The sequence below is a fragment of the Dyadobacter sp. HNCC25DJ183 genome, assembly GCF_056895175.1.
Window position 1 is genome coordinate 194,697 of sequence record NZ_JBXHAP010000006.1, and the last position, 26,988, is coordinate 221,684.

Sequence of the window (26,988 nt, forward strand, 5' to 3'; positions counted from 1 at the left end):
CGGTGTCCCAATGCCGTTCCTCAGGTGCATTTTCACCGATTAATCATTTTATTGCGGGATAAAGGCTGGTATCCACCGGAACGGATTTTTGAGATACTGCAATTTGCCAATTGTATTTACAGATTATGCCTGAAACTCCCCAAGAGCGTGCACAAAAATACCTGGACCTTGGTCACAGCGAGGCCGAAAACCACGCAAAGGTCCAGCTTGAACTTTATGAAAAGCGGGTCAAAGACACAGCTTCGGCAACCAATGTGATCTCCGAGTTTTTCAAAACAAACCTGATCGATTTCGCCTGGCATTACCTTAAAAGCCGGTTTGGACCGCGCCACCCGTACCAGGCATATCCCAAGAATGGCGACACCGGCATATATCCCCTGCAATCCTCCATTCCGTCCCGCGAGGGGATCAGCATTGCATTGATGTCCGACTGGGCGAGTGATACTGCTGAGTCTGACAAAGTAGCCAACCTAGTTTCGCGGTACGCGCCTGATTATACCATTCACATGGGGGATATCTACTTCGTAGGAACGCCCAAAGAAATTGAAGAGAACTTTACGGCACCGCACGCTTCCTGGTACTATGGTGCGTCCGGGAGTCTCGCATTGTCGGGAAATCACGAGATGTACTCCAATGGAAACGCCTACTTTCAACACCTGCTGCCGGCCATGTATGCGTTGGACGGAGAAGTGAAGAAAACACAGCAGGCAGGTTTCTTTTGTCTTGAAAATGCGCATTGGCGGATTATAGGGATTGATACCGGCTATACTTCGGTAGGGCGGCCGCTGCTGGAAATCATTTCGCCGCCTGATTGTCACCTGCGAAAAGAACAGCTCGCGTGGCTGCGTGACGTAGTCAGGCTGGGTGATGTAAATGACAAGCGCGGATTGGTTTTTCTGAGTCACCATCCTTATTTATCTGCATTCCGGGAGGAGTATGTAAAGCCTGGTGAACAGATCAGGGAGTTACTTGGTGAAGCGGAAAGGCCGGTGATCTGGCTGTGGGGCCACGATCACAGATTGGTTATTTATGAAAAAGTAAAAAATGGGAACGGACCTGTCGCCTACGGCCGGTGCATTGGGCACGGTGGCTTGCCGGTAGAGATCAAAATGCCCGATCCGAAGGATATCGGTAAAATCAGTCTGTACGATCGCCGCGTAAGAACTGTGATCAAAAGGCATTCACTCGGCTACAATGGTTTTGCGAGAATGCAGTTGAAAGGCGAAAACCTGAATATAGAGTATCGTGATCTGGAAGATACCTGTGTGTACGAAGAGTGCTGGACAGTGGATAAAGAGAATGGCCAGCTCTCGTGGGAAGTGATTCAGGCACTTCCGGAGCTGGCCATTCGGTAATGTTGCTGTTATCAGCCGGCAGTATGTCAGTGGTGCCCGGCGTCGTGGCTGTTGTCACGGTAGAATGCGGCAAAAGTGACCACAAGCCCGATTGTTCCGACGATGAAAACGAACAAATCTGCAAATACTGCGAGGATAACAAACAGGATTACAAATGCAGCAACGTATGCAAAGCTGGATAATCCGGTGGTTTCGGTATGTGGTGTTTCAGACATTTTATAAAGCTATTATTGAGATCGATTCCTTCGCGAAAATAATAATTACTGCCCAAGTTTCTGGTTTTTGGGACTGTTTTTTTGATAACAGTTGTTATTCCATAGTTTTGCTTGAGTAAAATTTGCGGCTAATCCGATTCAAAAACTGATCCTGCTGCTGCTAAAATGACGTGCAATGCCCTACATGATCGGTTGTGATATCGGCACAACAAACGCCAAGTCCGTTGCTTTTGATTCAGTTACGGGTAATATCCTGGCTGTTCACAGTGAAGGTTATGAAATGAACCATCCCAAGCCGGACTGGAGTGAAGAAGATCCTGAGGAGATTTTTCAGGCTGTTTGCAATACATTGAAAAAAGTTACGCAGGAGGTTGGCAAAAGCAATGAGCTTCTTGGAATCTCGTTCAGTGCTGCCATGCACGGTGTTCTGGCATTGGATGCAAATGGAAAACACCTGACCGCGCTGGTTATCTGGGCCGACAACCGGAGTTCCGATATTGCCGTCAAATTGCGCGCTTCGCAAATCGGAAAGAAGATTTATAACAACAACGGTACCCCCATTCACGCGATGGCGCCGGTGTGTAAGTTGTTGTGGTTCAAAAAGAATGAGCCGGAAATATACCGCAAGGCAAAACGATTTGTAAGTATCAAGGAATACGTGATCTATCGCCTCACCGGCGCGTTTCTGATCGATTATTCCATTGCATCGGCCACGGGTATGTTCAATATCCGCGAATTGCAGTGGGATGCTTATACCTTGAAAAAGTTGGGATTGAAGACGGAGAAGCTTTCAAAAGCAGTCTCGCCTTACCACATTGAAGAAATCCCAGGCAAAAATTCTGCGGGATTGCCGGCGGGCACCAAGCTCATCATGGGCGCGAGCGACGGCTGTCTGGCAAACCTCGGCAGCGGGGCGATCAGTCCCGGCTCAATGGCAGTTACGATCGGTACCAGCGCGGCGGTTCGGATTTGCTCCGATAAACCTTATTCAGATCCGTTAATGCAGACTTTCTGCTATTTGCTGGATGAGAAAACCTACATCGTAGGTGGGCCTTCCAACAATGGCGCGGTCATTTTTGAGTGGCTGGTTAATACATTTTTCCCAAATGAAGAGTTTGATGCAGTGATCAAAGAAGCTTCCGAAGTATCGGCCGGGGCTGACGGGCTGCTATTTTATCCTTACTTACTGGGAGAGCGGGCGCCGCTGTGGAGCTCTACGGTGAGAGGCGGGTTTTCGGGCCTTGATATATCGCATACACGCGCCCATTTTGCGCGTGCTGTTATGGAAGGGATTATGCTAAATCTTTATGGCATTGCTAAAATCCTGCCTGATATGCAGACTATTAAAACCATTTACGCCAATGGTGGATTTGCCAGGAGTGCGGTTTGGGTTCAAATGCTTTCTGATGTTTTCGGGATCAAAGTAAAGCTGAATGAAACTGTGGAAACCGGAGCAGTAGGCGCGGCGATGATCGGGCTGAAAGCGCTGGGCATTTACGAGCAATTCTCAGATATGCAATCTTTTACAACTGTCGGTCAGGAATTTGATCCCGGTAAAACGGCGCACGATGTTTATGAAGATCTGAACACGCAATTCAACAAAGGCGCGCAGCTCATGCTGTCTCACGCGGTTTGATCGCTACAATTGAAGAGCCTTCTTTTTTACAAATCCCCCTTGCTCTCCGGCCTGCGCCGGAATTTTTGCTGGACTGTTATGCATCATTCCGGCGAGTGCAAGTGACGTAATTCCTGTAGCAAGCCAGAATAGGTCTGTAAAAGCTACATACAGATTGCCTTCGCCCAGCATTTTCCAAAACCAGTCTTTAGTTGTAATGCCATTTACAAATGGTATAAGAACCGAGAATGCGCCTCCCGCCAGTAAATTGAACCAGGTAAGCCGGGCTTCTGTCCTGAAAAGCAGGCTGACTACCGCCAGTACCAGCCACGATACGAAAAAGGTTGTATTAACCAGGAATACATGATTTTTCAATGCAGGCATCAGCAACTCACTGTTAAATAAGATTGCAACCGCCGGAAAAAGGGAGAAGCAAATAGCCAGGTAGACCATGGTAACCCGGTGATGAAAGCGCTTTTGTTCTGTGGTATAATTCTTCTTGTTACGTGCTTCCTTCCACAACAATATGCCGCTGATAATTACAAAACAGGTAAAAAGTGCCAGCAGGAAGTAGATGCTTTTCAATAAAAATCCACCGAATGTGGCGAAATGCAGTTTGGCAATGCCAAACAGTACCGACTGTGTATAGTTTTTCTTTCCGGGCAAAAGATCAAGTTCTGTTTGTCCCGTTTTTAACCTTACGGAAATGTAACCGTCGCTTGTGAAGGACCGGTCATTGGACATGGCGAGGGTAAGGAGCGCGTCTTCCCTGTCGTAGTTTTTAAGTTGTAAAAATCTGAAATGCAGGTCAGGATGCTTTTGCTGAATATCTTCCAGGATTGCTGAAATACCTGGTGTGAATGTACGGGTCGGAGCATTCGCATTGATAGCGATACCTTCGCTTGGTCTGATCATTTCAAATACCTTCTTCTGGTCGCCGCCATAAAACACCATCACCACTGGTAGTAAAATCAGGATGGAAAGCATGTAAAAGGCCCCGGTCACTGCGTACATCAGCTGAAAGGGTAACCCGATCATCCCGAATACCGTATGTGCATTGGTCCAGATCTGTTTCCAGGTTCCTTTGACCGAAAACCCGTAAAACTTGGAGAAGATATTACGCCAGTGCACCAGTACCCCGGTGATCGTGGCGAACAGGAAAAACAGCGCAACGAAGCCAGAGATATATCGGCCGATGTAAAAAGGCACCTGATCAAAAAAGTGCAAGCGGTAAAGCGTTTCACCTGTTGTTGATGTTCCTTCTTCGCTGAATGTTTTAGTCTGCGGCGAGTATGCGGTGCTGTAATGCTCTTCCGGTTTACCTTTTGGTACAGTTAAATGTCCGTAGATCATCATGTGCGGTTCTTTCTCCGACGGAATGCGCACGGTGATATCTTCGGTGAAGTCAAACCGCGGATTGTTTTTTTTCAATGCAGAAAGTACCTGATTGTAATCGATAGGTTCAGTTAGCTTCTGCCTCGCGACCGGATTTTCCCATTGATAAAATTCACTCTTGAAAAGGGAAAATGCCCCTGCAAAGAATATCACATACAACCCAAAGCTCAGTACAATGCCCGACACGGTGTGCGTGTGGAAAAATATGTTGTACAGCCGGTTTGAAAGACCTTGTAGCTTCATAACTATCGGAGAAAATAGGTGAATGCGGACAAAACAGAAATCGCAAGCAGGTAGTATCCCCACACTTTTAGGCCGCTCCTGGCAGCAAAAGCCAGTACCATAAACGCAACCCAGAGAATGAAAAGGGAGAAGGTTGCGGTCATCATCACTTCGGATTTGAATGGAAGCAATGCGGCAGCAAACAAATGGATGGCGAGAGAAAGAAAATAGCCGCCGAGCAGTCCGGCCGTGATTTTCAATGCGCGCTGTCCGCGGGTGGTCAGGTATTCCTTTTTAGCTGGCATAAGTGAAAATGTCGGCGACTAGCAGGATGTGGACGAGTACCGTTAATATGATAAAATAACGCTTTCCTAAAACCGCTGTAAACGGGATCAATGTCATCGCAAGTCCGCAGGCCACTAGTGAAAGCAATAATCCGCTCGCCCATTCTTCGTGGTAAACAAAGCGCACAGTTCCGGCCAGGAGCAGCACATTACCTGCTATCCTGGCGCTCTTTACCGGAATTTTGATGAGGTAGGAGGGACAATACTTCGATCTGGAATAATGGAAGTACACGCCCAGCAGGATCAGGTAAAATGCAACCATAACAGTGTTTCAAATCAGGTGAGGATTCTTTATAAAAACAGTTCAGGCTATAAGCCCGAACCGTTTTTGCAACTTCATGAAATTCACTTAAAACTTATAGGACACGCTCAGACGATAGTTTCTCGGTGGCTCAGCCTGCCAGTAATACGAGGTAATCGGGTCTCCTTCGGAGGTTGAAAAATTGTAAGTACCACCCGTGTACAGGTATTTGTCAAGGATGTTGAATACATTCAGTGTAAGGCGGATCTTATCTTTTTCCCAGAATAGGCCACCATCCAGTTTGAAGTAATCAGGAAGGTTGTAAGTAGCGTCTGTATTGCTCCACGTGGAGGTAGCACGGTCGACCAGGTAGGTGAAGCCGCCGGAAATTCCTGCACCTTTCAGCGCTCCATTCTGAACTTTATAACCCAACCATCCATTGGCAGTATGTTTTGCAAAGCCTGGAACCGGATCTCCCACTTTGGCCACTTCCACGCCGTTTGTCACTTTGGTCACCTCGGAATTGGTATAAGCGTAATTGGCAGTCAGGTTCAAGCCCGGCAGGATCGTTCCGCGAAGGTCAAATTCGATTCCCTGCGCTCTTTTCTGACCAAGTTCCACGCTGAAACCTGAGTTGGCGGGCTTGGTAGGGTCGCCCGTCAGCTCATTGCTTTTAAGAATGCGGTAGAATGCAAGCGTCGTGTTCCAGCGCCCATTGGCCCAGTCTCTCTTCAAACCGAACTCGGTATTATTGCCGGTAATCGGCTGTACCTTCCCGCCACCGCTCAAACGGCCCGACTGCGGCAAAAATGCCTGGTCGTAAAGTGCATATACCGACGTGTTTTTACTGATTGAAATACTTAACCCGAGGCGGGGTGTGAAATGCTTGGCTTTATCCGGCGCAGCGCCCCATTGTGCCTGGCTCAGATTGGTGTAGCGCCCGGCAATCGTCAGCCTGATCTTATTGTCTATAAACCCGAGCTCATCCTGCAGGTACAAGCCCGTATACTTTTGGTCCATTAAACCACCGGCCGCAACAGCCCGCGCTTCCAGGTTCAATGAGCGGTCAAAAACAGGATAACCATTGTTGGGAACTCCGTAGAAAGGATTTTTCTGATCGAAAAGCCCGTTCAGTTTATCAAGTGCGAGCGACTGTGACCAATCTGCAAAATATTCCTTCGTACCTACATCAATACCTCCCAGCAGGCGGTGTACCACGCCTCCTGTATTCACTTTACCATTTATAAAAACCTGTCCGAGCGTCATTTCGCTCTTGGCGTCCCACAATCCTACACCACGCTGAATGGTCGCGTCCTCATTGACCAGCTTCGGCCACTGGCTGCTGCCGGCCATTTTGTAATTCAGGTAAGCCAGCTGACCGGTGATTTTCCAGTCTGCATTGAACTCGTGCTGCAGATTGACAAAAATGCTGTGGTCTGTGATTTTGGTCGGATTGAGTCCGGTGGGCGTTGAGGTATATTCCCTTGGCAGGGTTGCATATCCTTCGGGAGAGAATACGTAGAAAGAGCCTACGTCCGTCATTTTGGCGTATTGCAATGCGTACTCTGCGGTCAGCTTCGTTTTCTCGTCAATCTGGTAAGTAATAACAGGTGCGATGCTGTAACGGTTATTGTATTCGTTTGGCCGGAAAGAACCTTTGTTCTGACCAGCGAGATTGAGGCGGTAAAGGAATTTCCCATCCTTGCTCAGCTTCCCGTCAAGATCAAGCGTCGCGCGGTACAGATCGTAGCTGCCGATTGTAAATGAAGCTTCTCCTTTCGTTTCGCCGGTAGGCTTCTTGGTTACTACGTTATACAAACCACTCGGGTCGCCGTTTGCCAGCATGAACCCCGCTGGTCCTTTTACAAATTCAATGTGGTCTACAAAACTCATATCCTCGGTCAATGGCCCCCAAAACGAGTTCACTACATTGAATCCGTTGCGAAAAGCCTGTATCTGCGAGCCACGCATAACGATATTGGTATACATATCACCCCAGTGTTCGAGGCGCGCCGCACCACTTACGTTGCGGATCAAACCATCACTCATACTGATAATCTGCTGGTCTTCCAGCACTTTGGAAGTGACTACCTGAACGTTCTGCGGCGTTTCGAGAATGGGTGTGAGCAGTTTAAGGCTGGACGATAAATTATCGTTTTTGTAGGTATTACCCCCCTTTACAATCACCTCCTGCAACTCGTTTGCACTTTCGGCCAGGGTAAATGATACTTCCGTGGTTTCTCCGGCGACAACATCAACCGGTTTTTCCTGAGTAGCCGATCCCACAAAACTGATCAGCAGAATATGCGAGCCTGGTTTAACGCGCTCAATTGTGAATTTTCCTTGAACGTCCGAAACCGCGCCTTTTGAAGATCCTTTGATGCCGACCGAAACAGACTCGGCAGGCTGACCGTCGGAGCTCAGTATCTGCCCTGAGACTCTGCCATTTTGCGCAAACGCTACGGCCGTCGACAATAGAAATAAGATAAGAATGTATACCTTTTTCATCTAAGTGTAATTGGACTTTTGAGTTAATGAGTCGCAAAGATGAAACGCGGAATTTTTCAACACAAGTTTTTATTTAGATTTATTTAAAATAATAAAGTGCGGCTGCGGAAGGTGATATCCTGTTTTTTTTCCAAATAAAAAAGCCGCACAGTCAGGTCGACTGTGCGGCTTTGTCCCATTCGAAGGAAGAGCTACTTTTTCTCTTCTACCTCTTCTACCATTTTCTCGGTAACCATCTTTTTGTCAGAAGAATTGCCCCAGGAGTTCATGATGTAGTTCATCACGTCGGCAATCTCGTCGTTGCCGAGCCCGGGGTTGGGCATCATATTGTCGTATTCCACTCCATTCACCTTGATTTTCCCCATTAACCCAAACTTGACGGCTTTGATCCCGTTTTCAGGTGTTTTCATGAAGTAATCCGACTTGGCCAGGGGAGGGAAAGTGCCTGTAACACCCTCACCGGTTCCCATGTGGCAGGTAATGCAATTCTCGGAATAAACCATTTTACCACGCTCAATGCTTTTGGCAAGCTCGTCATCCTGCTGCGGGAAAACGGCTGAGCAAAAGATCACTGCCGAAAGTAATGTCAGGATAATTTTCATGTATTAACTAGCTTTTCGGACTGATACGCACCACTTTACCGGAGTTTTCAAGAACGACATAGATATTGCCATCCCAACCCTGGCGCACGTCGCGTACCCGGCCAATTTTGTCAAAAATCACTTCACGTTTGGTCACCTTGTTGCCTTTGATGGTCAGGTGGTGCAATTGCATGAATTTCAATGAGCCCACGATCAGGTCACCTTTCCAATCCTTGAACTTATCGCTGGTCACGAAAGTCATTCCGCAAGGTGCGATAGACGGTCTCCAGAAGATAACCGGCTGCTCCATTCCTGCTTTTGCAGTATCTTTTGAGATAATGCTGTTGTCGTAATCGATACCGTAAGTAATGAGCGGCCAGCCGTAATTTTTGCCTTTTTCAACGATATTCAGCTCGTCACCACCTTGTGGTCCATGCTCGTGCTCCCAGATTACGCCGGTAGTAGGGTGGATCACCATTCCTTGCGGGTTACGATGTCCGTAGGTCCAGATCTCAGGTCTTGCGCCTGCTGTTTTTACAAACGGGTTATCAGTAGGAATTTTACCATCTTCAAACAGACGAACTACTTTTCCCTGGTCCTTACCCAGATTCTGAGAGTTTTCCTTCTGGCCTCTTTCGCCCAAAGAAAGGAATACGTAGCCTTTTTTATCAAAAACAATGCGACCACCGAAGTGTACATTACCCTTTACATTCGGAATCGCCTTGAACAGCTGCTGAATGTCTGTCAGTTCTTTCCCTTTCAGTTTCGCGCGCATTAATGCGGTATTTGCTCCGCCATCGTCACCTTCTTCTCCATCTTTTTTAGGAGAAGAATAGCTGATGTAAATCCAGCCGTTTGTTTTATAGTCCGGGTGCAAAGCAATGTCAAGCAAGCCGCCCTGGCCTTTGTACCAAACTTCCGGGATACCTGATATAGGTGTGGCATCCAGCTGTCCTTTCGAAACGAGCCGCAATTTACCGCCGCGCTCTGTTACCAGAAGGTCACCGTTTGGCAGTAAAGCAGAAGCCCACGGCATAGTAAGCCCGGTTGCAACAGTGTCCACTTTCAGGTCAGACTCAGCAATACTTTTCTTCGGGCTGTCAGTTGCATTGTTGTAGCTCATCAGGCCCACAGAGGCCGTCATTAACAAACCTCCCAGTGCGACAGGGAGGTACTTTTTTAGAATAGAAGTTTTTCCGTTCATAGGTTATGGTGAATAAAAAGCTTGGTTTTTGGGGTTAACTGTTGGATAATAAATGTAGTGAAAAAGAAGCGCGCTGTGAATGCAGCGCGCTTGCTCTTATTTAACTAGTTCCAGCTCATTTAAGTGTGCTGTAATGGTATTGATTTCGTCAGTACTCAGTACAATGTCAGCCGCAGCGGCATTTTGAAGTGCCTGCTTTGCATCGCGTGCGCCAGCCAGTGCGATGGTAATGCCAGGCTGCTGAATGGTCCATTTCAGAACAAGCTGACCAAGCGACACGTTCTTATCATCGGCGATCGGTTTGATCTTCGCCAGGAATGAATCTACGCGTTTCAGGTTTTCGTCTTTAAAAAAGTGCAGGGAAGCGCGGTGGTCATTTTCAGCAAATTGGTGGCCGGGCTTCATTTTGCCGGTCAATAAGCCACGTTCCATCGGGCTGTAAGCCAGAATCGCTTTTTCATGTTCAATGCAATAGGGTACAAGCTCCTTCTCGATCTCTCTTTTGACCATACTGTAAGGAACCTGATCAGAAACGAGGTTAATGTACTTCGATGCTTCGCGCATGAGCTCCACATCATAGTTACACACACCTGCATAACGCACTTTTCCCTGCTGGATCAGCTGGCTTACCGCCTCCATTGTTTGTTCAATGGGTGTGGTTTTGTCGTGCCAGTGAATTTGGTAAAGATCAATGTAGTCTGTGCCGAGGCGGGTCAGGCTGTCTTCACATTCTTTAATAATACTGTCTTTTGCAGCATACTTATAAATGTCAATATCTTTTCCCTCATTGTTTTTGCTGTGCATGGCAAAATCGCCTTGCGCAACATCCCAGCGCATACCGTATTTGGTAAGTATCTGGACTTTGTCACGGGGAATGTCCTCAATTGCCTCTCCAACAATCTCTTCGCTGAGACCTTGTCCGTAAACGGGCGCTGTATCAATAGAGGTAACACCTACGTCAAACGATTCGCGGATAGCCTTCACGGCATCGTTCCGTTCAGAACCGCCCCACATCCATCCACCTGCTGCCCAGGCGCCAAATGTGATCACAGACAATTCAAGATCCGGTTTTTCAGGATGATCAGAGTTTCCAACTTTGCGGTATTGCATGGTTTTTGGGGCTATCGGCTTTCGGCAGTCAGCCGTCGGCTTTTCAGCGTTTAGTTAGGATGAAAATATTTTGGCTGTCGGCTGTCGGAAATCGGCTTTCAGCTTTTTTTAATTTAGAAAATCATAGCTTTCAGCATTAGTTTGAACTTCTTTAAGCGTATCCAATTTTGATAACAGCTAACAGCTAACAGCTAACAGCTAACAGCTAACAGCTAACAGCTAACAGCTAACCGCCGAAAGCCGACGGCTGATAGCCGAAGTCATTTCGTCAACGAAAACGGTGCTGCTTCCGGCTTGGTTCCCCATGTTTTGGATGGTTTGCTGCCCATGTTAAACTGCACTGTGCCTCCTTTTTGAATGTCAGCGTGTTCCAGATAGGTGTTCCCATAGCTTTTTCCATTGAGGTTAGCTGCCTGGATATAGATATTGGACCCGCTGTTTTCAGGTGCCTGTATCGTAAACTTCTTTCCATTCTCCATTGTCAGCGTAGCTTTTTTGAAAAGCGGCGAGCCGATTACGTATTGTGTTGTGCCAGGTGTTACCGGATAGAAACCAAGTGAAGAAAAAACGTACCAGGCAGAAGTTTGCCCATTATCCTCGTCTCCGCAGTATCCGTCGGGCGAAGGCTGGTACAACCTGCGCATTACCTGCCTCGACCAGTACTGAGCCTTATCCGGCGCGCCGGCATAGTTGTACAGGTAAATCATGTGCTGGATCGGCTGGTTGCCGTGCGCATAGTTACCCATATTCATGATCTGCATCTCACGGATCTCGTGGATCGGGAATCCGTAGTAGCTGTCGTCGAAAATAGGAGGTAATGTGAAAACGGTATCGAGTTTCTGCACAAAAGCCTCACGTCCGCCCATTAGTCCGATCAGCCCCTTCACATCCTGGAACACAGACCAGGTATAGTGAATGCTGTTTCCTTCGGTAAATGCATCGCCCCACTTGAACGGATTGAAAGGTTTCTGAAACTGACCGTCCTTGTTTTTACCGCGCATCCATTTGGTTTCGGGATCAAACAGGTTACGGTAGTTCTGGCTTCTTTTCAGGTACAGATCTACCTCTTTCTGAGGTTTTTTCAATTCTTTTGCCAGCTGCGAAATACAGAAGTCAGCGTACGCATACTCCAATGTACGTGCCGCATTTTCATTCACTTTTACATCGTAGGGCACATAGCCCAGCTCGTTGTAATATTCATGTCCAAACCGGCCCACTGAACTTACCGGTCCTGCATTTTCAGTGTTTTTCAGGATCGCTTCATACAGCTTATTGATATCGTACCCACGGATCCCTTTCACGTAAGAATCGGCAATGAGCGAAGCCGAGTTGGATCCTATCATACAATCGCGGTGACCAGGGCTGGCCCATTCAGGCAGGAAGCCGCTTTCGTCGTATGCATTGGCCAAACCTTCCATGATCTGTCCGTTCAGGGTTGGGTACATCAGCGTAAAGAATGGGAAAACCGCCCGGAATGTATCCCAGAAACCATTGTCTGTAAACATATAACCCGGCCTTACCTCGCCATTGTAAGGACTGTAATGCACTACTTTGTTGGCTTTATCCAGCTCGTAAAACTTCCTCGGGAACAAGAGCACCCGATAGAGGCAGGAGTAAAAAGTCCGGATCTCGTCTATATTGTCACCCTCCACCTGAATCCTGGAAAGTTCATCATTCCAGATTTTCTCGCCTTTGGCTTTTGTAACGTCGAAGCTGTCATTTGCGAGCTCGCGTTGCAGGTTGAGCTCAGCCTGTTCGGGACTAATGAAAGACGAAGCTACTTTGAGGACTACTTTTTCACCTCTTTTGGTTTTAAATCCGATTACTGCGCCTACGTGATTTGCTTTCAGCTCCAAAGTATCCTTCGCCAGTTGCTTGCCGCGGAAGGCAGAAGAAAATGTAAATGCTTTGTCAAAAACCAGAACAAAATAGTTTTTGAAATTGGCAGGAACACCGCCGCTGTTTTTGGTGGTATAACCAATGATTTTACGTTCGCCAGGGATGATTTTTACATAAGATCCTCTGTCAAATGCATCAAGCAACACATATGAACTATCCGATTCCGGGAATGTAAAACGGAACTGCGCAGCTCTTTCGGTCGGAGCAATTTCAGTGGTGACGTCGTAATCGGCCAGGTACACTTTATAGTAATGCGGCTTGGCTGTCTCGGCTTTGTGAGAAAACCAGCTTGCGCGGCTCTCCTCGTCGATCTTCAATTTTCCGGTGATCGGCAGGATCGAAAATTGGCCGTAATCATTGATCCAGGGACTTGGCTGGTGCGTTTGCTTGAATCCCCTGATTTTCTCGGCATCGTACATATAGCTCCATCCGTCACCCATTTTGCCGGTCTGCGGCATCCAGAAGTTCATCCCCCAGGGAAGTGCAATAGCAGGGTAAGTGTTACCGGCCGACAAGCTGAATTTAGATTGGGTACCCATCAGCGGGTTTACATAGTCAACAGGCTTTGGCTTTTCAGCCGATTGTCCGAAGAGCACGGAGGCATTTAACAGAAAAAGTAAAAGGTAATAGCAGTTTTTTTTCATTGAGCTGATATAAAAGAATTCTTTGATGCGAAACCGTGACAAATGTAATGGAAGGGCGTCTAAGAAGAACAGAATCAATCAAGAATTGCAAATGACCGCAGTATGACATTTTGTACCGGCATAGTTCTTTTTGCATCCAGGCAAATGCATCAGGTTTGGCGCTAGTCGACTTTTGCCATTTTTATGCTGCTTTATTCCTTTAAACCAGCTTTTATACTGACATTATTATAACAATCGATACACATTAAAATGACTGAACACTTAAATCGCCTGACTCCCAGCCAAATCGTTTTTGAGCTTGACCAGTACATAATCGGACAAAATGACGCAAAGCGGAACGTTGCGATCGCATTGCGGAACAGGTGGAGAAGAATGAACAGCCCTGCAGATATTCAAAAGGAAATTATTCCGAATAACATATTAATGATCGGGGCCACCGGGGTAGGAAAGACAGAGATAGCACGCCGGCTCGCGAAAATAGCAGATGCGCCCTTTGTGAAGGTAGAAGCTTCCAAGTTTACCGAAGTAGGTTACGTGGGCCGCGACGTGGAAAGTATGGTGCGCGACCTGGTGGAGCAGGCTGTTGGAATGGTACGGATGCAGAAGAAAGAGGAAGTGAAGATCAAAGCCGAACAGGCTGTTGAAGACATTATTCTTGATGCGCTTATTCCGCCGGTGCACGGCTCCGGCATACCCCGCGTACGCCCTGAAGGCGGCGCAGACGATATGCCGGAAGACGATGGCGAACTGAACCAGCGTACACGTGAACGTTTCAGAGAAAAGATCAGGAACGGTGAGCTGGACAGCCGGAAAATCGAAATTGAGGTACAGCAAAATCAAATGCCGAATGTAGGTATGATCGGAGGTACTGTCGATGACGTGTCGATGATGAATATCCAGGAAATGATCGGTAATATGATGCCGCGCAGGGGTAAAAAGCGGAAGGTAACCGTAGAGGAAGCCCGTAAGCTGCTGCTCGATGAAGAAGCGTCCAAGCTGATTGATATGGACGAGGTGAAGCTGGAAGCGATCAAAAAAGCCGAGAATCTGGGTATTATCTTTATAGATGAAATTGACAAAGTCGCTTCAAGCAGATCAAATGGCGGCGGTGGGCCGGATGTAAGCCGCGAAGGTGTACAACGCGATTTGCTCCCCATCGTGGAAGGCAGTGCGGTGAATACAAAACATGGTGTTATCAATACAGACCATATTCTGTTTGTAGCAGCCGGTGCATTTCACGTTTCGAAACCTTCGGATCTGATCCCCGAGCTGCAAGGCCGGTTTCCGATACGCGTAGAGCTGAACAGTTTGACAGAATCAGATTTCTACCAGATCCTGAAAACGCCCAAGAATGCATTGACAAAGCAGTATGAGGCGATGATGGAATCGGAAGGAGTAGAGCTGATTTTTGAAGATGGCGCGCTGCGTGAAATGGCGAAGATTGCTTTTGAGGTGAACAGCGAAGTTGAAAACATCGGAGCAAGACGCCTGCAAACAGTAATGAGCCTGCTTTTGAATGATTTTATGTTCGATATCCCTGACGTGATCGGCGCAGACTCTCAAATCACTGTTACCGCAGAAATGGTGAAAGAAAAGCTATCGCATTTAGTAAAAAACCGCGATCTGAGTCAGTATATTCTTTGAGAAGGAGAATGGAGGAAGGGGCGACTTTGTCAGTCTGAGTGGAGTCGAAGACATCTTGCACCGTGCCTTCGACTCCGCTCAGACTGACAAGCGCTTTCCTTCCTCCATCCTCCCTTTTCTCCTTCCTCCTTCTTTCTTACTCTCCAAAAAAAAGCCACTTCAATGCGATTGGGAATTCTTTGCTCCAATGTTTTTCGCTGTGATCTGCTTTGAGATTGGTGCTGGTTTTTATCTGTACCCGATCGTAGCCAAATCGCTGATTTTCCAGAGCTTCTGTTAACTTATTGAAGTTCGGGATCATGTTGGAGCCTTCTTTTCCACCTGCGTATAGGTAAATGCGTGTGGCAAAAGGCTCGAAAAAGTGGATTACGTCAAAATAGATGCGCTGGGAAATCCATAAGGATGGTGAAAATGCCATAATTCTCCCAAAAAACTGCGGAAACATCAATGCAGCATAAATACTCAGCAAGCCACCTACCGAACTCCCGCCGATGCCTGTATTAAGCCGGTCGGGCTTGGTACGGTACTTCTCGTCGATGTGCGGTTTCAATGTTTCAGTGATAAACCTGATAAATAGCTCGCCTTGTCCCTTCCCGAGTTTCGGATTGGTATAAGGTGAAAATTCCATGATACGGTCTACATTGCCGTGGTCGATCGCCACTATAATCACGCCGGCTTTATCTTCCCCGGCCAGTTTGGTCAAGCTCTTATCGATACTCCAGTTGCCATATTCTGATCCTTCGCCAAACAGGTTTTGCCCATCTGTCATATACAAAACAGGAAATGATAGATCAGGGCGGTCGTAATAATCGTGAGGGAGCAGGATCTGTACCCGGCGCGTTTTGCCGAGCTGAGGAATTTCAAATGCTTCGGAAACAAGCTCAACAATGGGAGATATATCGGTTTTTTTCAAAACGTCAGTTTGCCAGCGCAGTACTGTATCCTGTATTAAGGTATCTTTTTCCGTAATCACCCGGTTTCCGTAGGGATTGCCAAAGCGATCAAGTTCAACCTGGTCCCAACCTCCGCGGGTGTATTTGTATTCAACCGGGAAAATCAACTCCGCGTCTTCGGGAAACTGAAAGGTATATTTACCCGGCGACACCAGCATCATTCTGTATTCTTCGAGGTCCGGCAGCCATTTGCAAAAGTTACCGGTAATGTAAACGGGACGCTTGTCAACAGGTGTGGTACTTAATTCGATAGTCAGGGTATCAACTAATACTTGCATTTTTATAGAGTCACATGGGTTACGTGACAGCAAAAATACTTATTAATCAGGTCTCTTTGAATAATTAACGAATTCAAATTTAAATGCGTGCTTATCGTCGTGCTCGTGCACAGTACGTTCCGTTTCGATCCAGGCGGAAGGATCGTTAACATGAAAATGGGTGTCGCCTTCGATCTCCGTATGCACTTCGGTTACATACAAGCGGTCGGCAATGGATTGCGCCTGCTTGTACAATTCACCTCCGCCGATGATGAATGCTTCCTCGTTTTCGATTTGCCGCGCAGCTTCGAGTGCTTCATCCAGGGAGTGGACTACCATAATGCCGTCGGAAGCGAAATCTGCATTGCGGGTCACAACTATGGACGTGCGCCCGGGGAGCGGTTTACCGATCGATTCGAATGTTTTTCGTCCCATGATCATCGGGTGACCCAGGGTCAACTGTTTGAACCTTTTCAAATCATCGGGCAACCGCCACAACAACTGATTATCTTTTCCAATAACGCCGTTATCGGCTACTGCAACTACGATCCCTATTTTCATCTACCAATGTTTTATCGCTCTGCGATTTTTTGTTTGTACCATCTTTTATCGCTGCGCGATTTGTTTTCTTTGACACCTTTTAGGTGTTTTATTGCTAGGCGATTTTTTGTTTGTGCCTTCTTTTATTGCTGCGCGATTTTGTTTTCTTTGATACCCTTTAGGTATTTTATTGCTACGCAGTTTTTGTTTGTACAACACTTTTTAGGTGTTTTTTGCGCTACGCAATCTTTGTTTGTGCCTTCTTCTATTGCTAGGCGACCTTTCTTCTTAGCTTTCATCTTGCTTCCTGCCAGATGATCGACGCAAATAAATCGCGTAGCGATGAAACCTCGGTAACAAGCAGGCTCTCGATCCCGCCACCAGTCGCGTAGCGACGCCACATCGGTAAAAGGTGTGCTGAGTCCCCTCAGTCGCGTAGCGACGCAACATCGGTAAAGATGTGCTGAGTCCCGGCAAGTCGCGTAGCGACGTAATATCGGTGGCACCTGTCGCTACGATGGTGCTTTGAAGATATATGCTTCGTTGTAGTCTACTTCAAACTTTTCCAGGATCGATTTGTATTCGTCGAGGAAGCCTACTTTGCGATGATGTTCTTTTTGTCTTTGAATATACCGGATTACATTGCTTACTGCCGATTTACTATATGAAAATACACCGTATCCTCCCTGCCACTCAAACCTTGAATCACAATATCCCCGGCTATTGATCCATTGTGAAGAATCAGCTTTGACATCCTGCATTAATGCTGCGATACTCTGTGTCATCTGAAGTCCGATCAGCATGTGCACGTGGTCGGAAGTTCCGTTAATCGCAAGCATCTTGTGCTTGTTCTTCTGGACTATGCCGGTGATGTACCTGTACAAATCATCTTCCCAATCGGGATCAATCAGTGCTGCGCGGTGCTTTGGCGTGAAAACGAAATGCAGGTGAACCTGGGAGTAAGTGTTGGCCATGATGATAGTGTTGTAGTGTGTAAATATTTCAACTAAGCTGCTCAGAGCCGGTAGCCTCTGAGGAAATCGCCGATTTGCATTTTCTTTTTTCCTTCCAGCTGTAAAACCTCAATCCCGATCCAGCCGTCACCTGTTTTGATATGAAGAAAAGATTTCTGGTCAGTCCTGAATTCGCCTGCTTCTCCCGGCTCGTCTGAATGGATCAGGGTCGTTTTGAAAATCTTGCAGGAGAGTCCGTTCAGGGTAGTCCAGGCGGCGGGGTAGGGTGATAAGCCTCTTACAAAATTGTGTATGGCAACGGAAGGATTGTTCCAGTCGATCTCGCAGGTTTCACGGAATATCTTTGGTGCCAGTCTGATATTTTCAGGTTCTTCCTGAGGCACCTGTGGGTAGTCGCCTGCTTCGATAGCTTTTACCGTTTTCACGACCAGCGCAGCTCCTTTTTCCATTAATCGATCATGCAAAGTTCCTGCATCATCTTCAGGAGAAATGGGCTCTTTGTCCTGGAAAATGATTTTACCCGTATCAATATCTTTTTCGATAAAGAAAGTCGTGACGCCTGTTTCAGTTTCCCCGTTGATCACCGCCCAGTTGATCGGTGCGGCGCCGCGGTAATGCGGTAGCAGCGAGCTGTGCAAATTGAACGTTCCTTTTGGCGGCATATTCCAGACCACCTCGGGCAGCATCCTGAATGCGACCACCACCTGCAAGTCGGCATTGAATGCACGCAATTGTTCGAGAAATTCCGGGTTGCGAAGCTTTTCGGGCTGCAAAACAGGGATTCCCTGCTGCTCAGCGTAGATTTTGACCGGCGAAGCTGTCTGCTTCTGGCCACGGCCCGAGGGTTTGTCGGGCACAGTAACCACAGCTACAACATTAGAATTGCTTTCGACCAGACTTTGTAAACTTGGAACCGCGAAATCGGGCGTTCCCATGAAGATTATCCTTAGTGATGTTGACATAGAGACCTGCTGCTTTTGCAGAATTATGGTGTTACCATTCACAAATATTGTTATTTTTGTCGTTCTTAAAAGCAAAATATGGTGTACTCCAAATCACATAGTAACCGAAAAGACGAGGTCTTCTAGCCTTTTTCTACGAGTGTAGTTACTCTTGTAGAGCGGTCTTAGAGCCGTTCTTTTTTTTTATCTGACAATTCAAAAATTTAATAAGACTTAAAACCAAAATAAGGTCATGGCTAAAATTTCATACTATACGGAAGAAGGATTAACAAAGCTGAGGAATGAGCTGAATGATATGAAAACCAAAGGCCGCACGGCCATTGCTGCACAAATCGCAGAGGCTCGTGACAAAGGAGATTTGAGTGAGAATGCTGAGTATGACGCAGCAAAGGATGCGCAGGGAATGCACGAAATGAAAATCGCCAAGCTGGAAGAAATCCTGTCTAATGCCCGGGTAATTGACGAATCTGCAATCGATAACTCCCAGGTTTCCGTTCTCTCCAAAGTGAAGATTAAAAACCGTAAGAATGGAATGGAGGTAACATACACGCTGGTATCAGAAGAAGAAGCCGATCTGAAAGCAGGCAAGATCTCGGTAGGTTCCCCGATCGGAAAAGGATTGCTGGGCAAAAAGGTAGGCGAAACAACAGAGATCAAAGTTCCAGCCGGTTTAATGGAATTCGAAGTACTGGATATTAGCCGGTTTTTGGAGTAAGTATAATTGGTTAAGGAAGGATCGCCATGGTTGATTAGCGTGGCGGTCCTTCTTTTTTGCTATTAGCTGTTAGCTATTAGCTATTAGTCCTTCTCTATAAAGTCATCTGCTTTCTTGTATAGAATTAGCTAATAGCTAACAGCCAATAGCTAACAACCCACAGCCCACAGCCGAGTCTCTCCACGCCATGACCCCCAAAGGCATTATCCTCACTGTTTCCTTCCTCTGGGTTGAGGCTATGGCCTTTTTTCCTTTTATTTTTTTAAAACATAAATCCCCCAGCCGGTTCCTAATCAATCATGAGCGCATTCATTTGAAGCAACAAATCGAGCTTGGGCTGATCGTTTTCTACCTCTGGTACTTCACCGAATATTTTATACGGCTGGTTCAGTACAAAAAACATTATTTAGCCTATCTTCATATTTCCTTTGAACGGGAAGCTTTTCAGCATCAATCCGATCTGGCATATCTTGAAAAAAGGCGTTTCTGGGCTTTCTTGAAGTATTTGCGGGATTAATAACGTACTCTGAAAGCCAATCCGCTTCAAGGGAAAACGTACATTTTAGTCGCAATTTTAAAATCAAAATATGGCAGACAAGAGCGTAGATTTTCTTTATAAGTATCTAAACAATGCATCGCCAACCGGCTTCGAATCAATCGGTCAGCAAATCTGGCTTGACTACATCAGGCCCTATATTGAAGAGGAAATAATTGACACTTATGGTACCGCTGTCGGTGTAATCGGCCTTGGGCAGGATTACAAAGTAGTGATTGAGGCGCATTCCGATGAAATTTCCTGGTTTGTAAATTATATTTCCGATGACGGCTACATTCACGTTCGCAGAAACGGCGGTTCGGATGCAGCTATCGCGCCTTCCATGCGGGTTAACCTGCATACTGCAAAAGGTGTTGTAAAAGGGGTATTTGGCTGGCCTGCCATTCACGTGCGCGATGTTGCCAAAGACCAGGTGCCCAAAGTACACGAGCTTTTCATCGACGTAGGTGCTGCCAAGAAAGATGAAGTTTTTGAAATGGGCATTCATGTCGGTACCGTGGTAACCTTTGCCGACGGGCTCGATGAACTGAATGAGAAATACTATGTAGGCCGCGCGCTCGATAACAGAATGGGCGGCTACATGATCGCCGAAGTGGCGCGCATGCTGCACGAGAACAATGTGAAGCTTCCGTTTACATTGTATGTTGTAAATGCAGTACAGGAAGAAATCGGTCTGCGAGGTGCAGAAATGATCGCCCGCAGGTTGAAGCCCGATCTGGCAATTTGTACGGACGTAACCCACGACACCCAGTCGCCGATGTACAACAAAAAGGAGCAGGGCGACCTGAAAGCCGGAAACGGACCGGTAATCTGCTACGGACCGGCGGTACAGAACAATGTGCGCGAGCTGCTCATCAACGTTGCCAATGAGAAAAGCATTCCGTTCCAGCGCCAGGCAGTGAGCCGGTCTACCGGGACAGACACCGATTCATTTGCATACTCAACAGAAGGAATTGCGTCTGCATTGATTTCACTGCCTCTGAAATACATGCATACTACCGTGGAAATGGTGCATAAAGAAGACGTGAAAAATGTAATTCAGCTGATGTACGACGTGCTTTTGTCCCTCAAAGGCAACGAGGATTTCAGGTATATTAAATAAATTAATTGTCACACTGAGCGCAGTCGAAGGGCATTGTGCACGTGGCTTCGGCTGCGCTCAGCCTGACAAGCCACGAAGTAGCGTTGGCTGCGCTCATGTGACAAAAGTTAGTTAGGTGGCTGCTGCCACACAAGGACCCAAACAACCCATTTAAACATCAACAACTATGCAAATCATTAACAAATGGACAATCGTGTTCGCGGCAGGGGAGCCGCCATCAATCCCCACAACAAATTCTTCAAACAAAGCACGGAATATACTTCCGAAGACTGGCAGCAATGGGAAGAGCCAGAGGTAAATCCCAAAACCCAGTTCATTGAGGAGCAATCCAAAACTTTATTAAGCGTATCAGACAGTCCCGATCTGGGGGCTTTCCATTCTATTAACCCCTACCGGGGTTGTGAGCACGGTTGTATTTATTGTTACGCCCGCAACTCGCACGAGTACTGGGGCTACTCCGCAGGACTTGATTTTGAAACCAAGATCATTGTCAAGAAGAATGCACCCCAGCTGCTGGAAAAGCTTTTTAACTCCAAAAAGTGGGAACCTAAAAGTATTCACATTTCCGGGAATACAGACTGTTATCAGCCCGGCGAGAAAAAGTACAGACTTACCCGGCAGTTGCTGGAAATATGTCTGCGCTACCGCAATCCGGTAAGTGTACTGACCAAGAATGCATTGATCCTGCGGGACCTGGATGTTCTGGAAAAGCTGGCGAAGCTGAACCTGGTCCACGGCGCCATTTCCATTACTTCGCTGAATGAGGACCTGAGACACAAGCTGGAACCCCGGACAGTAACCGGAAAGCGCCGCTTGCAGGTGGTGAAAGCCCTTACCGAAGCAGGAGTACCTATGGGGGTGATGACTGCGCCGATCATTCCCGGACTAAATGACCATGAAATTCCAACGATCATCGAAGCTTCTGCTGACAGCGGTGCATTATGGGCCAATTATACCGTTGTGAGGCTGAACGGAGCGATAGCGACTTTATTTGACGAGTGGGTTCACCATCATTTCCCTGATCGCGCGGTCAAGGTTCTAAACCAGATCAAAGAATGCCACGGCGGACAGGTGAATGATTCCAGGTTCGGGCTGAGAATGGTAGGAGAGGGTAGTTTTGCCGAACATATCCGACAATTGCACAGCCTTGCTTGCCGCAAGTATTTCAAAGGCCGGGAACTCCCGCAGGTGGATACCAGCCAGTTTATGCGTGCCGGACAAATGCGCCTATTCTAAATTTATTGCCACGAATGCACGAAGCAGGCACGAATTTTCGTGATCCATTCGTGCATTCGTGGCAATAAAAGACTTAGTTTTAAAGCAATCAATCCTGATCCCATGAAAACCCTTGTAACCGCATTTAGTCTGACACTGACCCTCTGCTTACTGGGCAACTGCGTCAATTCCTCCGCTTCCAAAAGCCCGGTACTTTCAGCAAATGATTCCATTAACACCGGCGGAGTTGAACAGGCAGCCAAGGCACCGGTGACTGCTGCCGACCAGATTTCACAATATATCGGTTATCTCAAAGGTAAAAAGGTAGGGATTGTGGTAAACCAAACTTCCATTATAGGAAGCAAACCGATGGTGGACAGCCTGGTTGCGCTTGGCGTCAACATCGTAACCATTTTCGGACCTGAGCACGGCTTTCGTGGCTCAGCCAGCGCTGGGGATAAGGTAAGTGACAGTGTAGACCCGAAGACGGGGATACCCGCGATTTCATTATACGGAAAATTAAAGCGGCCGACTAACGAACAAATGGCGAAGCTCGACCTGATCGTTTTCGATATCCAGGATGTAGGCGCTCGCTTTTATACTTATATCAATACGCTTGGTCACGTTATGGAGGCTTGCGCCGAGAACAACAAGGAAATGCTGATCCTCGACCGCCCGAATCCAAATGGTTTCCTGATCGACGGACCTATCCTGGAAGATCATCTGCATTCAGGAATAGGTATGTACCGAATCCCGATCTCAAATGGGCTGACAGTGGGCGAGTTTGCGCAAATGATCAATGGAGAAGGCTGGCTGCCGAATAAAATGCAGTGTAAGCTTAAAATCATCAAAGTAGCCAACTATACGCACGATACGCCTTATACTGTGCCGGTGTTTCCATCACCCAACCTCAATACGCAGCAATCGGTGATGCTCTATCCGCATATCTGTATGTTTGAAGGTACCATTGTTAGTCAGGGGCGTGGAACTTACATGCCATTTACAGTGCTGGGCGCGCCTGCTTTGAAGGGGAAATACGAGTTTTCGTTTAAGCCGCAAAGCATTAAAGGAATGAGCGAAACGCCGCTGCACCAGGATGTGGAATGTTACGGATTGGACCTGCGGAAATATGATATGTCTTCAATTAGAAAGTCAGGCAAGCTTAACCTGGGCTGGTTAATGGATATGTACAAGGCTTATCCCGATAAAGCACGTTTTTTTGACAGGTCACAAAGCAAGCAAATGAACGATTTTGATAAGCTTGCAGGTACCGAAAACCTGAGAAAGCAGATCATCGCGGGGGCTTCCGAGGAGGAAATCCGGAAAAGCTGGGAGTCCGGACTTTCACAATTCAAGGAAGCCAGAAAGAAGTACCTGCTTTATCCCTGAGCGTGCCTGTACTTGCGGTAGAATTTGACCGACTGCATGATCGCCAGCAGCACGAATATCAGTGAAAATATGTGAACCGAAAGCCAGGGGCTAAACCTGGATGTGCGGGTGAGCACTTTTTGCAAAATCATTACAAAAATAAAAACGCCCGTAAAAGTGCCGGCAGAAGTGCCCGACACGTAGGCGTATTTTCGAGAGCCGGAAACTTCAATGTAACCGGCATTGATCAGGTATAAATTCCAGCCCATCCAGAAAGGCACCTGCACCAGGTTAATGCAGTTCAATGCAAGACCAAGAACAAACGGCGAAAAGCCCGTCATAAAAGCAGGAATACTGTTCTCACTTTTGGTTTCCGTTCCATTGTAGAAGGAAACCGCAAGTGCAAGCATAAAAACGATCGAGAGTATCTCGGTTGCTTTAGTAAAACGCTTATGGTTGTGTAGCCAGTTGGCAGCTTTTAACGTGAGCAGGATCAGCAAAAATTCGATAATCACCACACCGAGCAGGAACGAGGTAAGGCTTGCAATGCCTTGCGACTGGTACATTTTCAATGCAATGACATTGATGTAACCCAGCGGCATTGAGCCTACCATGCTTACTATAAAACCCACCAGAATGTTCTTCAAATGCACCATAGGTTAAAATCTTTCCAGCTTTTGAACATGGAGCTTATTTTGCCTTAACATCCGGATACCTTCCGCAAAGGTCAGGAACCGGTGCCCTTTGCTGTGATTAATGCGGCTGATCCGGAACAACATCGAGAAGTGCCGCACGATCTCCTTCCAGGCTGTGAAAATGGACTGGCCAGGGTCGTAAATGTGCGTTGGTTCGCTGCCAGCGCCATTAAGCTCGATGATCGACAGGTTTTTACCTGCCCGCAATTCTTCCAGCGTGTTGTACTTCATATCAATGCGACCGTAGTAAAAATCAGGTACCTGCAGGCAAATCCTGTTGATTACTTCTGTAAGCTGTTTATCAGCCCAGGAAGTCGCATTGACAAACCTCGACCCGCGCGCGTGATTTCCGTAAGGTACCAGCATCACCCGCTCTCCGGCAGCCGGCACTTCCAGCAAACGCTCCCTGTACATTTTCCGGAGTGCATTCAGTTGCAGGTGGAAGCGCGGATTTCGTTCGATGAGGTCCAATATTGATGAATTTCCGTCGCCCGTAATGGTCAGGAATTCCTTCGCTACAATGCCGGTAATTCTTCCGGTAGCCTGGTTTGGAAAACGGACGTAAAACACGCCCATTTCGTTAGGTAAGTCGATATACTCCTGAACCAGGAATTCGAAGTCGACTTTTTCGATGTAGGCTTTAAGATCTTGTTCATTCTCGATCTTTTGGACAGCCATACCACGCATGCCGATATCGGGTTTGGCGATCAGCGGGAAAGTAAGTCCGGCCAATTTGCATTGCTGCTGAACAATGGAGAAATGCGCACCGGGTTTACACAAAATCGTTTTCGGATAAAACTGATGCGGTATCAGATCGTAGATTTCCTTTTTTGACTCCATTAAAAATCCTCCATTCCGGATCAAAGGATTAGAAGCATTGAAGAAGAAAAACGACCGCGCCCGCAGCGAGTAGTAAAACCACACGAAGTACATCGGGATATACACAATCCCGAAAGGCCAGTATTCCCAATGTGTGACTTTGTGAAACAGGAGTGCAGCTCTTTTCAAGACGGTTGCATTAAACGGTGGTGAAAGAGTTGGCGCATGTTTGTTCCTGTAAAAGATCCCGGTGGAACATTTCAGTGTTGTTACGCAGCGTCACAGCTTGTGTAATGCTGAATGTCTTCATGATATCTCCCCTGTTGATGACCAAACCGTTTTCACGATTGTGCCTGGCTGTATTGGAGTGGAAAAAACGCAAATCCTCCGGGTCGGGTCGCGGGTTTTGTCCCAGAAAATCCCTGAACCATAACTCCCTTTCCTGCCGGACTTCGGGTGCATACAGCGTGCTCGAAGACCAGATATAATGCGCATTTACAGAAAGCTCCTGTGTTTCCTTTTTCAAACCATCCCAGCGCAGCTGATACAGGTTGTCCGTCAGGCTCAGGATAATTGTAAATGGCTCAATTTCATCCAGATCATAATTGGCCCAGGTAGTAACCGGCGATTCCGCAGCAACAATATCGAGCAGTACCAGGCCGCGGCTTTTGCGGTAAAATGGCTGGGGAACGTGCCGGTCCGCAGCGCCATTCAGAAGTACGCCAACAGTTGCATTTCCATCTATCGCAAACCAACTGCCGCCTCCGAGCGGATCTTTCGGGAAAGTAATCTCCTTATTACCGATCAAATAAGCTTGTGGATAAATCGCCGCCGGCCGGTTTTTATGTTCGTCGCGGTTTGAAGTCAAAATGGTACATTCACCATGCCTCACGTAGGTTACTGTGCACATTGTCTGTATTTAATGGTGGAGGGAGCTACTCCAAAACTTTCGTCCACCTCCACATTGTCCATATCCATGATCGCAACGCGGATCAGGGCCTGGTGATGGATGCAATGTTCAAGATTGTAAAGCAGCTCTCTATAATAATTGGTGTCAATGGAAATTTCCCTGCCCGCCGTATGGTGCAGGAGGGCAAGTCTTTTATCAGCTTTGTCAACACTTTCGCGGATCCTGTGAATACACCCGCGTGCGTATTCGGGCAGTGTTTCGATCAGGGTATTCCTGGGGCGACTCTCATAATTGATCCTGCCGCATTCATACTGGTTGATCAGGCATTGAAAAAGCTCGATAATGTGCCGGGTATGCTGGCCAATGCTCGCACCGCTAAGTTCCCGGCAGGGGAAATTGTACTGTTCATTTGTCAACTGACTCAAAAAGGTATCTACTTCGCCAAGGGTGTGCCTTACGGATTGAACGAGCATATCAAAAAGTCTTTTTTTTCGGCGGTAAAAAATTGTTCCAGCTACCTGCCCGAATTTGACGAGGTGCCGCAGTTTCCTGGCGGCGAGCTTTCCGGTACCAAAAAAAATATAGCTTGTTTGACAAGGCAAACTGGAAAACGAAACATCCCGGGGATAGCTTCCCAGGGATGTTTAATTATTCTCAACGATATTTAATTAAAGGCGCAAATAGATTTAGTTTAGGTTATAAGCTCTTGGTTAATGTGTGCATAATACAAAAAAAATGTCATTTAATGCCATTTCGTATAGATACGATAATTGGGTCAAATCAGATCTGTCGCGTGCATTTATTTTTGAATTTCTTCGACAGTATTATTTGTGTAAAAAATAAAACTATAAATGCTTGTTGGTGCTCTATGAAAATAGTTCGATACCATCGATCTCCCAAAATTTTGGGACAATCCCGAAGTTTTTAGGGGTGTAGTCCCGGAAT

25 protein-coding genes are annotated in these 26,988 nt (G+C 47.0%); 8 read left to right on the plus strand and 17 right to left on the minus strand.

All coding sequences use genetic code 11. The annotated features are described in order from the left end of the window. The first annotated feature begins 125 nt into the window (after positions 1 to 125). Positions 126 to 1,355 (plus strand): metallophosphoesterase family protein, encoded by a 1,230-nt coding sequence (locus tag AC1XTG_RS16570; RefSeq protein WP_056281029.1) that lies wholly within the window; start codon positions 126 to 128, stop codon positions 1,353 to 1,355. 26 nt (positions 1,356 to 1,381) lie between these two features. Here AC1XTG_RS16570 and AC1XTG_RS16575 read toward each other — a convergent pair whose 3' ends face one another. Continuing rightward, positions 1,382 to 1,570 (minus strand): hypothetical protein, encoded by a 189-nt coding sequence (locus AC1XTG_RS16575; protein WP_056281032.1) that lies wholly within the window; start codon positions 1,568 to 1,570, stop codon positions 1,382 to 1,384. A 175-nt stretch (positions 1,571 to 1,745) separates the two neighbouring features. Between AC1XTG_RS16575 and AC1XTG_RS16580 the strand changes: the two genes are divergently transcribed. After that, positions 1,746 to 3,206: a gluconokinase gene (locus AC1XTG_RS16580; RefSeq protein WP_484842699.1), complete on the plus strand. Its 1,461-nt coding sequence runs from the start codon at positions 1,746 to 1,748 to the stop codon at positions 3,204 to 3,206. A gap of 3 nt (positions 3,207 to 3,209) precedes the next feature. On the opposite strand, the gene AC1XTG_RS16585 is transcribed toward AC1XTG_RS16580, so the two are convergent. From AC1XTG_RS16585 to AC1XTG_RS16620, 8 genes are all read right to left on the minus strand, one after another. Then, complete coding sequence (locus tag AC1XTG_RS16585) at positions 3,210 to 4,823, minus strand: PepSY-associated TM helix domain-containing protein (protein WP_484842700.1); 1,614 nt, start codon at positions 4,821 to 4,823, stop codon at positions 3,210 to 3,212. Between the two features lie 2 nt (positions 4,824 to 4,825). Then, the gene (locus AC1XTG_RS16590) at positions 4,826 to 5,107 is read right to left on the minus strand and encodes a hypothetical protein (protein ID WP_056281039.1); all 282 of its coding nucleotides are present in this window, start codon (positions 5,105 to 5,107) and stop codon (positions 4,826 to 4,828) included. Then, on the minus strand, positions 5,097 to 5,408 hold the full coding sequence (locus AC1XTG_RS16595) for a hypothetical protein (protein ID WP_056281040.1): 312 nt from the start codon (positions 5,406 to 5,408) through the stop codon (positions 5,097 to 5,099). Before AC1XTG_RS16595 ends, AC1XTG_RS16590 begins: the two co-directional genes overlap by 11 nt. 87 nt (positions 5,409 to 5,495) lie before the next feature. Then, positions 5,496 to 7,895, minus strand: a complete 2,400-nt coding sequence (locus AC1XTG_RS16600) for a TonB-dependent siderophore receptor (protein WP_484842701.1) — start codon at positions 7,893 to 7,895, stop codon at positions 5,496 to 5,498. 191 nt (positions 7,896 to 8,086) lie between these two features. Then, positions 8,087 to 8,497, minus strand: coding sequence for a c-type cytochrome (locus AC1XTG_RS16605; protein ID WP_056281045.1), 411 nt, complete (start codon positions 8,495 to 8,497; stop codon positions 8,087 to 8,089). Between the two features lie 7 nt (positions 8,498 to 8,504). Then, a complete protein-coding gene (locus AC1XTG_RS16610) occupies positions 8,505 to 9,680 on the minus strand; it encodes a PQQ-dependent sugar dehydrogenase (RefSeq protein ID WP_056281047.1) in 1,176 nt (391 codons plus the stop codon). 96 nt (positions 9,681 to 9,776) lie between these two features. Further along, positions 9,777 to 10,790, minus strand: a complete 1,014-nt coding sequence (locus AC1XTG_RS16615; protein WP_484842702.1) for an aldo/keto reductase — start codon at positions 10,788 to 10,790, stop codon at positions 9,777 to 9,779. Positions 10,791 to 11,050: 260 nt separating this feature from the next. Further along, complete coding sequence (locus AC1XTG_RS16620; protein WP_484842703.1) at positions 11,051 to 13,333, minus strand: GH92 family glycosyl hydrolase; 2,283 nt, start codon at positions 13,331 to 13,333, stop codon at positions 11,051 to 11,053. A gap of 249 nt (positions 13,334 to 13,582) precedes the next feature. Here AC1XTG_RS16620 and hslU point away from each other — a divergent pair, with 249 nt between their 5' ends. Continuing rightward, positions 13,583 to 14,977: an ATP-dependent protease ATPase subunit HslU gene (gene hslU / locus AC1XTG_RS16625; RefSeq protein ID WP_056281054.1), complete on the plus strand. Its 1,395-nt coding sequence runs from the start codon at positions 13,583 to 13,585 to the stop codon at positions 14,975 to 14,977. A gap of 136 nt (positions 14,978 to 15,113) precedes the next feature. Here the strand turns inward: hslU and AC1XTG_RS16630 are convergent, their stop codons facing one another. The 4 genes from AC1XTG_RS16630 to fmt all read right to left on the minus strand — a co-directional run bounded on the left by AC1XTG_RS16630 (position 15,114) and on the right by fmt (position 18,663). After that, a complete protein-coding gene (locus tag AC1XTG_RS16630) occupies positions 15,114 to 16,208 on the minus strand; it encodes an alpha/beta hydrolase (RefSeq protein ID WP_484842704.1) in 1,095 nt (364 codons plus the stop codon). A 42-nt stretch (positions 16,209 to 16,250) separates the two neighbouring features. After that, positions 16,251 to 16,748: a dihydrofolate reductase gene (locus tag AC1XTG_RS16635; protein WP_056281058.1), complete on the minus strand. Its 498-nt coding sequence runs from the start codon at positions 16,746 to 16,748 to the stop codon at positions 16,251 to 16,253. Between the two features lie 491 nt (positions 16,749 to 17,239). Then, positions 17,240 to 17,701 (minus strand): IS200/IS605 family transposase, encoded by a 462-nt coding sequence (gene tnpA, locus AC1XTG_RS16640; RefSeq protein WP_056281060.1) that lies wholly within the window; start codon positions 17,699 to 17,701, stop codon positions 17,240 to 17,242. Between the two features lie 41 nt (positions 17,702 to 17,742). Beyond that, the gene (fmt, locus tag AC1XTG_RS16645; protein ID WP_229238557.1) at positions 17,743 to 18,663 is read right to left on the minus strand and encodes a methionyl-tRNA formyltransferase; all 921 of its coding nucleotides are present in this window, start codon (positions 18,661 to 18,663) and stop codon (positions 17,743 to 17,745) included. 232 nt (positions 18,664 to 18,895) lie between these two features. Between fmt and greA the strand changes: the two genes are divergently transcribed. From greA to AC1XTG_RS16670, 5 genes are all read left to right on the plus strand, one after another. Further along, positions 18,896 to 19,378, plus strand: a complete 483-nt coding sequence (greA, locus tag AC1XTG_RS16650) for a transcription elongation factor GreA (protein WP_056281065.1) — start codon at positions 18,896 to 18,898, stop codon at positions 19,376 to 19,378. Positions 19,379 to 19,565: 187 nt separating this feature from the next. Then, positions 19,566 to 19,895: a hypothetical protein gene (locus AC1XTG_RS16655; protein ID WP_484842705.1), complete on the plus strand. Its 330-nt coding sequence runs from the start codon at positions 19,566 to 19,568 to the stop codon at positions 19,893 to 19,895. Positions 19,896 to 19,965: 70 nt separating this feature from the next. Beyond that, positions 19,966 to 21,036, plus strand: a complete 1,071-nt coding sequence (locus AC1XTG_RS16660) for a M20/M25/M40 family metallo-hydrolase (RefSeq protein ID WP_484842706.1) — start codon at positions 19,966 to 19,968, stop codon at positions 21,034 to 21,036. A gap of 183 nt (positions 21,037 to 21,219) precedes the next feature. Beyond that, positions 21,220 to 22,272, plus strand: coding sequence for a PA0069 family radical SAM protein (locus tag AC1XTG_RS16665; protein WP_484842707.1), 1,053 nt, complete (start codon positions 21,220 to 21,222; stop codon positions 22,270 to 22,272). 102 nt (positions 22,273 to 22,374) lie between these two features. Beyond that, complete coding sequence (locus tag AC1XTG_RS16670) at positions 22,375 to 23,640, plus strand: exo-beta-N-acetylmuramidase NamZ family protein (RefSeq protein WP_484842708.1); 1,266 nt, start codon at positions 22,375 to 22,377, stop codon at positions 23,638 to 23,640. Here the strand turns inward: AC1XTG_RS16670 and AC1XTG_RS16675 are convergent. The 4 genes from AC1XTG_RS16675 to AC1XTG_RS16690 are packed head-to-tail and all read right to left on the minus strand — an operon-like array spanning position 23,631 to position 26,516. Continuing rightward, positions 23,631 to 24,266 (minus strand): hypothetical protein, encoded by a 636-nt coding sequence (locus tag AC1XTG_RS16675; protein ID WP_157474578.1) that lies wholly within the window; start codon positions 24,264 to 24,266, stop codon positions 23,631 to 23,633. The two genes, AC1XTG_RS16670 and AC1XTG_RS16675, sit on opposite strands and share 10 nt — an antisense overlap. A 12-nt stretch (positions 24,267 to 24,278) precedes the next feature. Beyond that, a complete protein-coding gene (locus AC1XTG_RS16680) occupies positions 24,279 to 25,322 on the minus strand; it encodes an ATP-grasp domain-containing protein (RefSeq protein ID WP_484842709.1) in 1,044 nt (347 codons plus the stop codon). Positions 25,323 to 25,332: 10 nt separating this feature from the next. Next, on the minus strand, positions 25,333 to 26,043 hold the full coding sequence (locus AC1XTG_RS16685; RefSeq protein WP_484842710.1) for an NRDE family protein: 711 nt from the start codon (positions 26,041 to 26,043) through the stop codon (positions 25,333 to 25,335). Continuing rightward, entirely contained in the window at positions 26,031 to 26,516 is a 486-nt protein-coding gene (locus AC1XTG_RS16690) for a DinB family protein (RefSeq protein ID WP_484842711.1), read from the minus strand. The genes AC1XTG_RS16685 and AC1XTG_RS16690 overlap by 13 nt, the downstream gene beginning before the upstream one ends. Positions 26,517 to 26,988 lie beyond the last annotated feature (472 nt).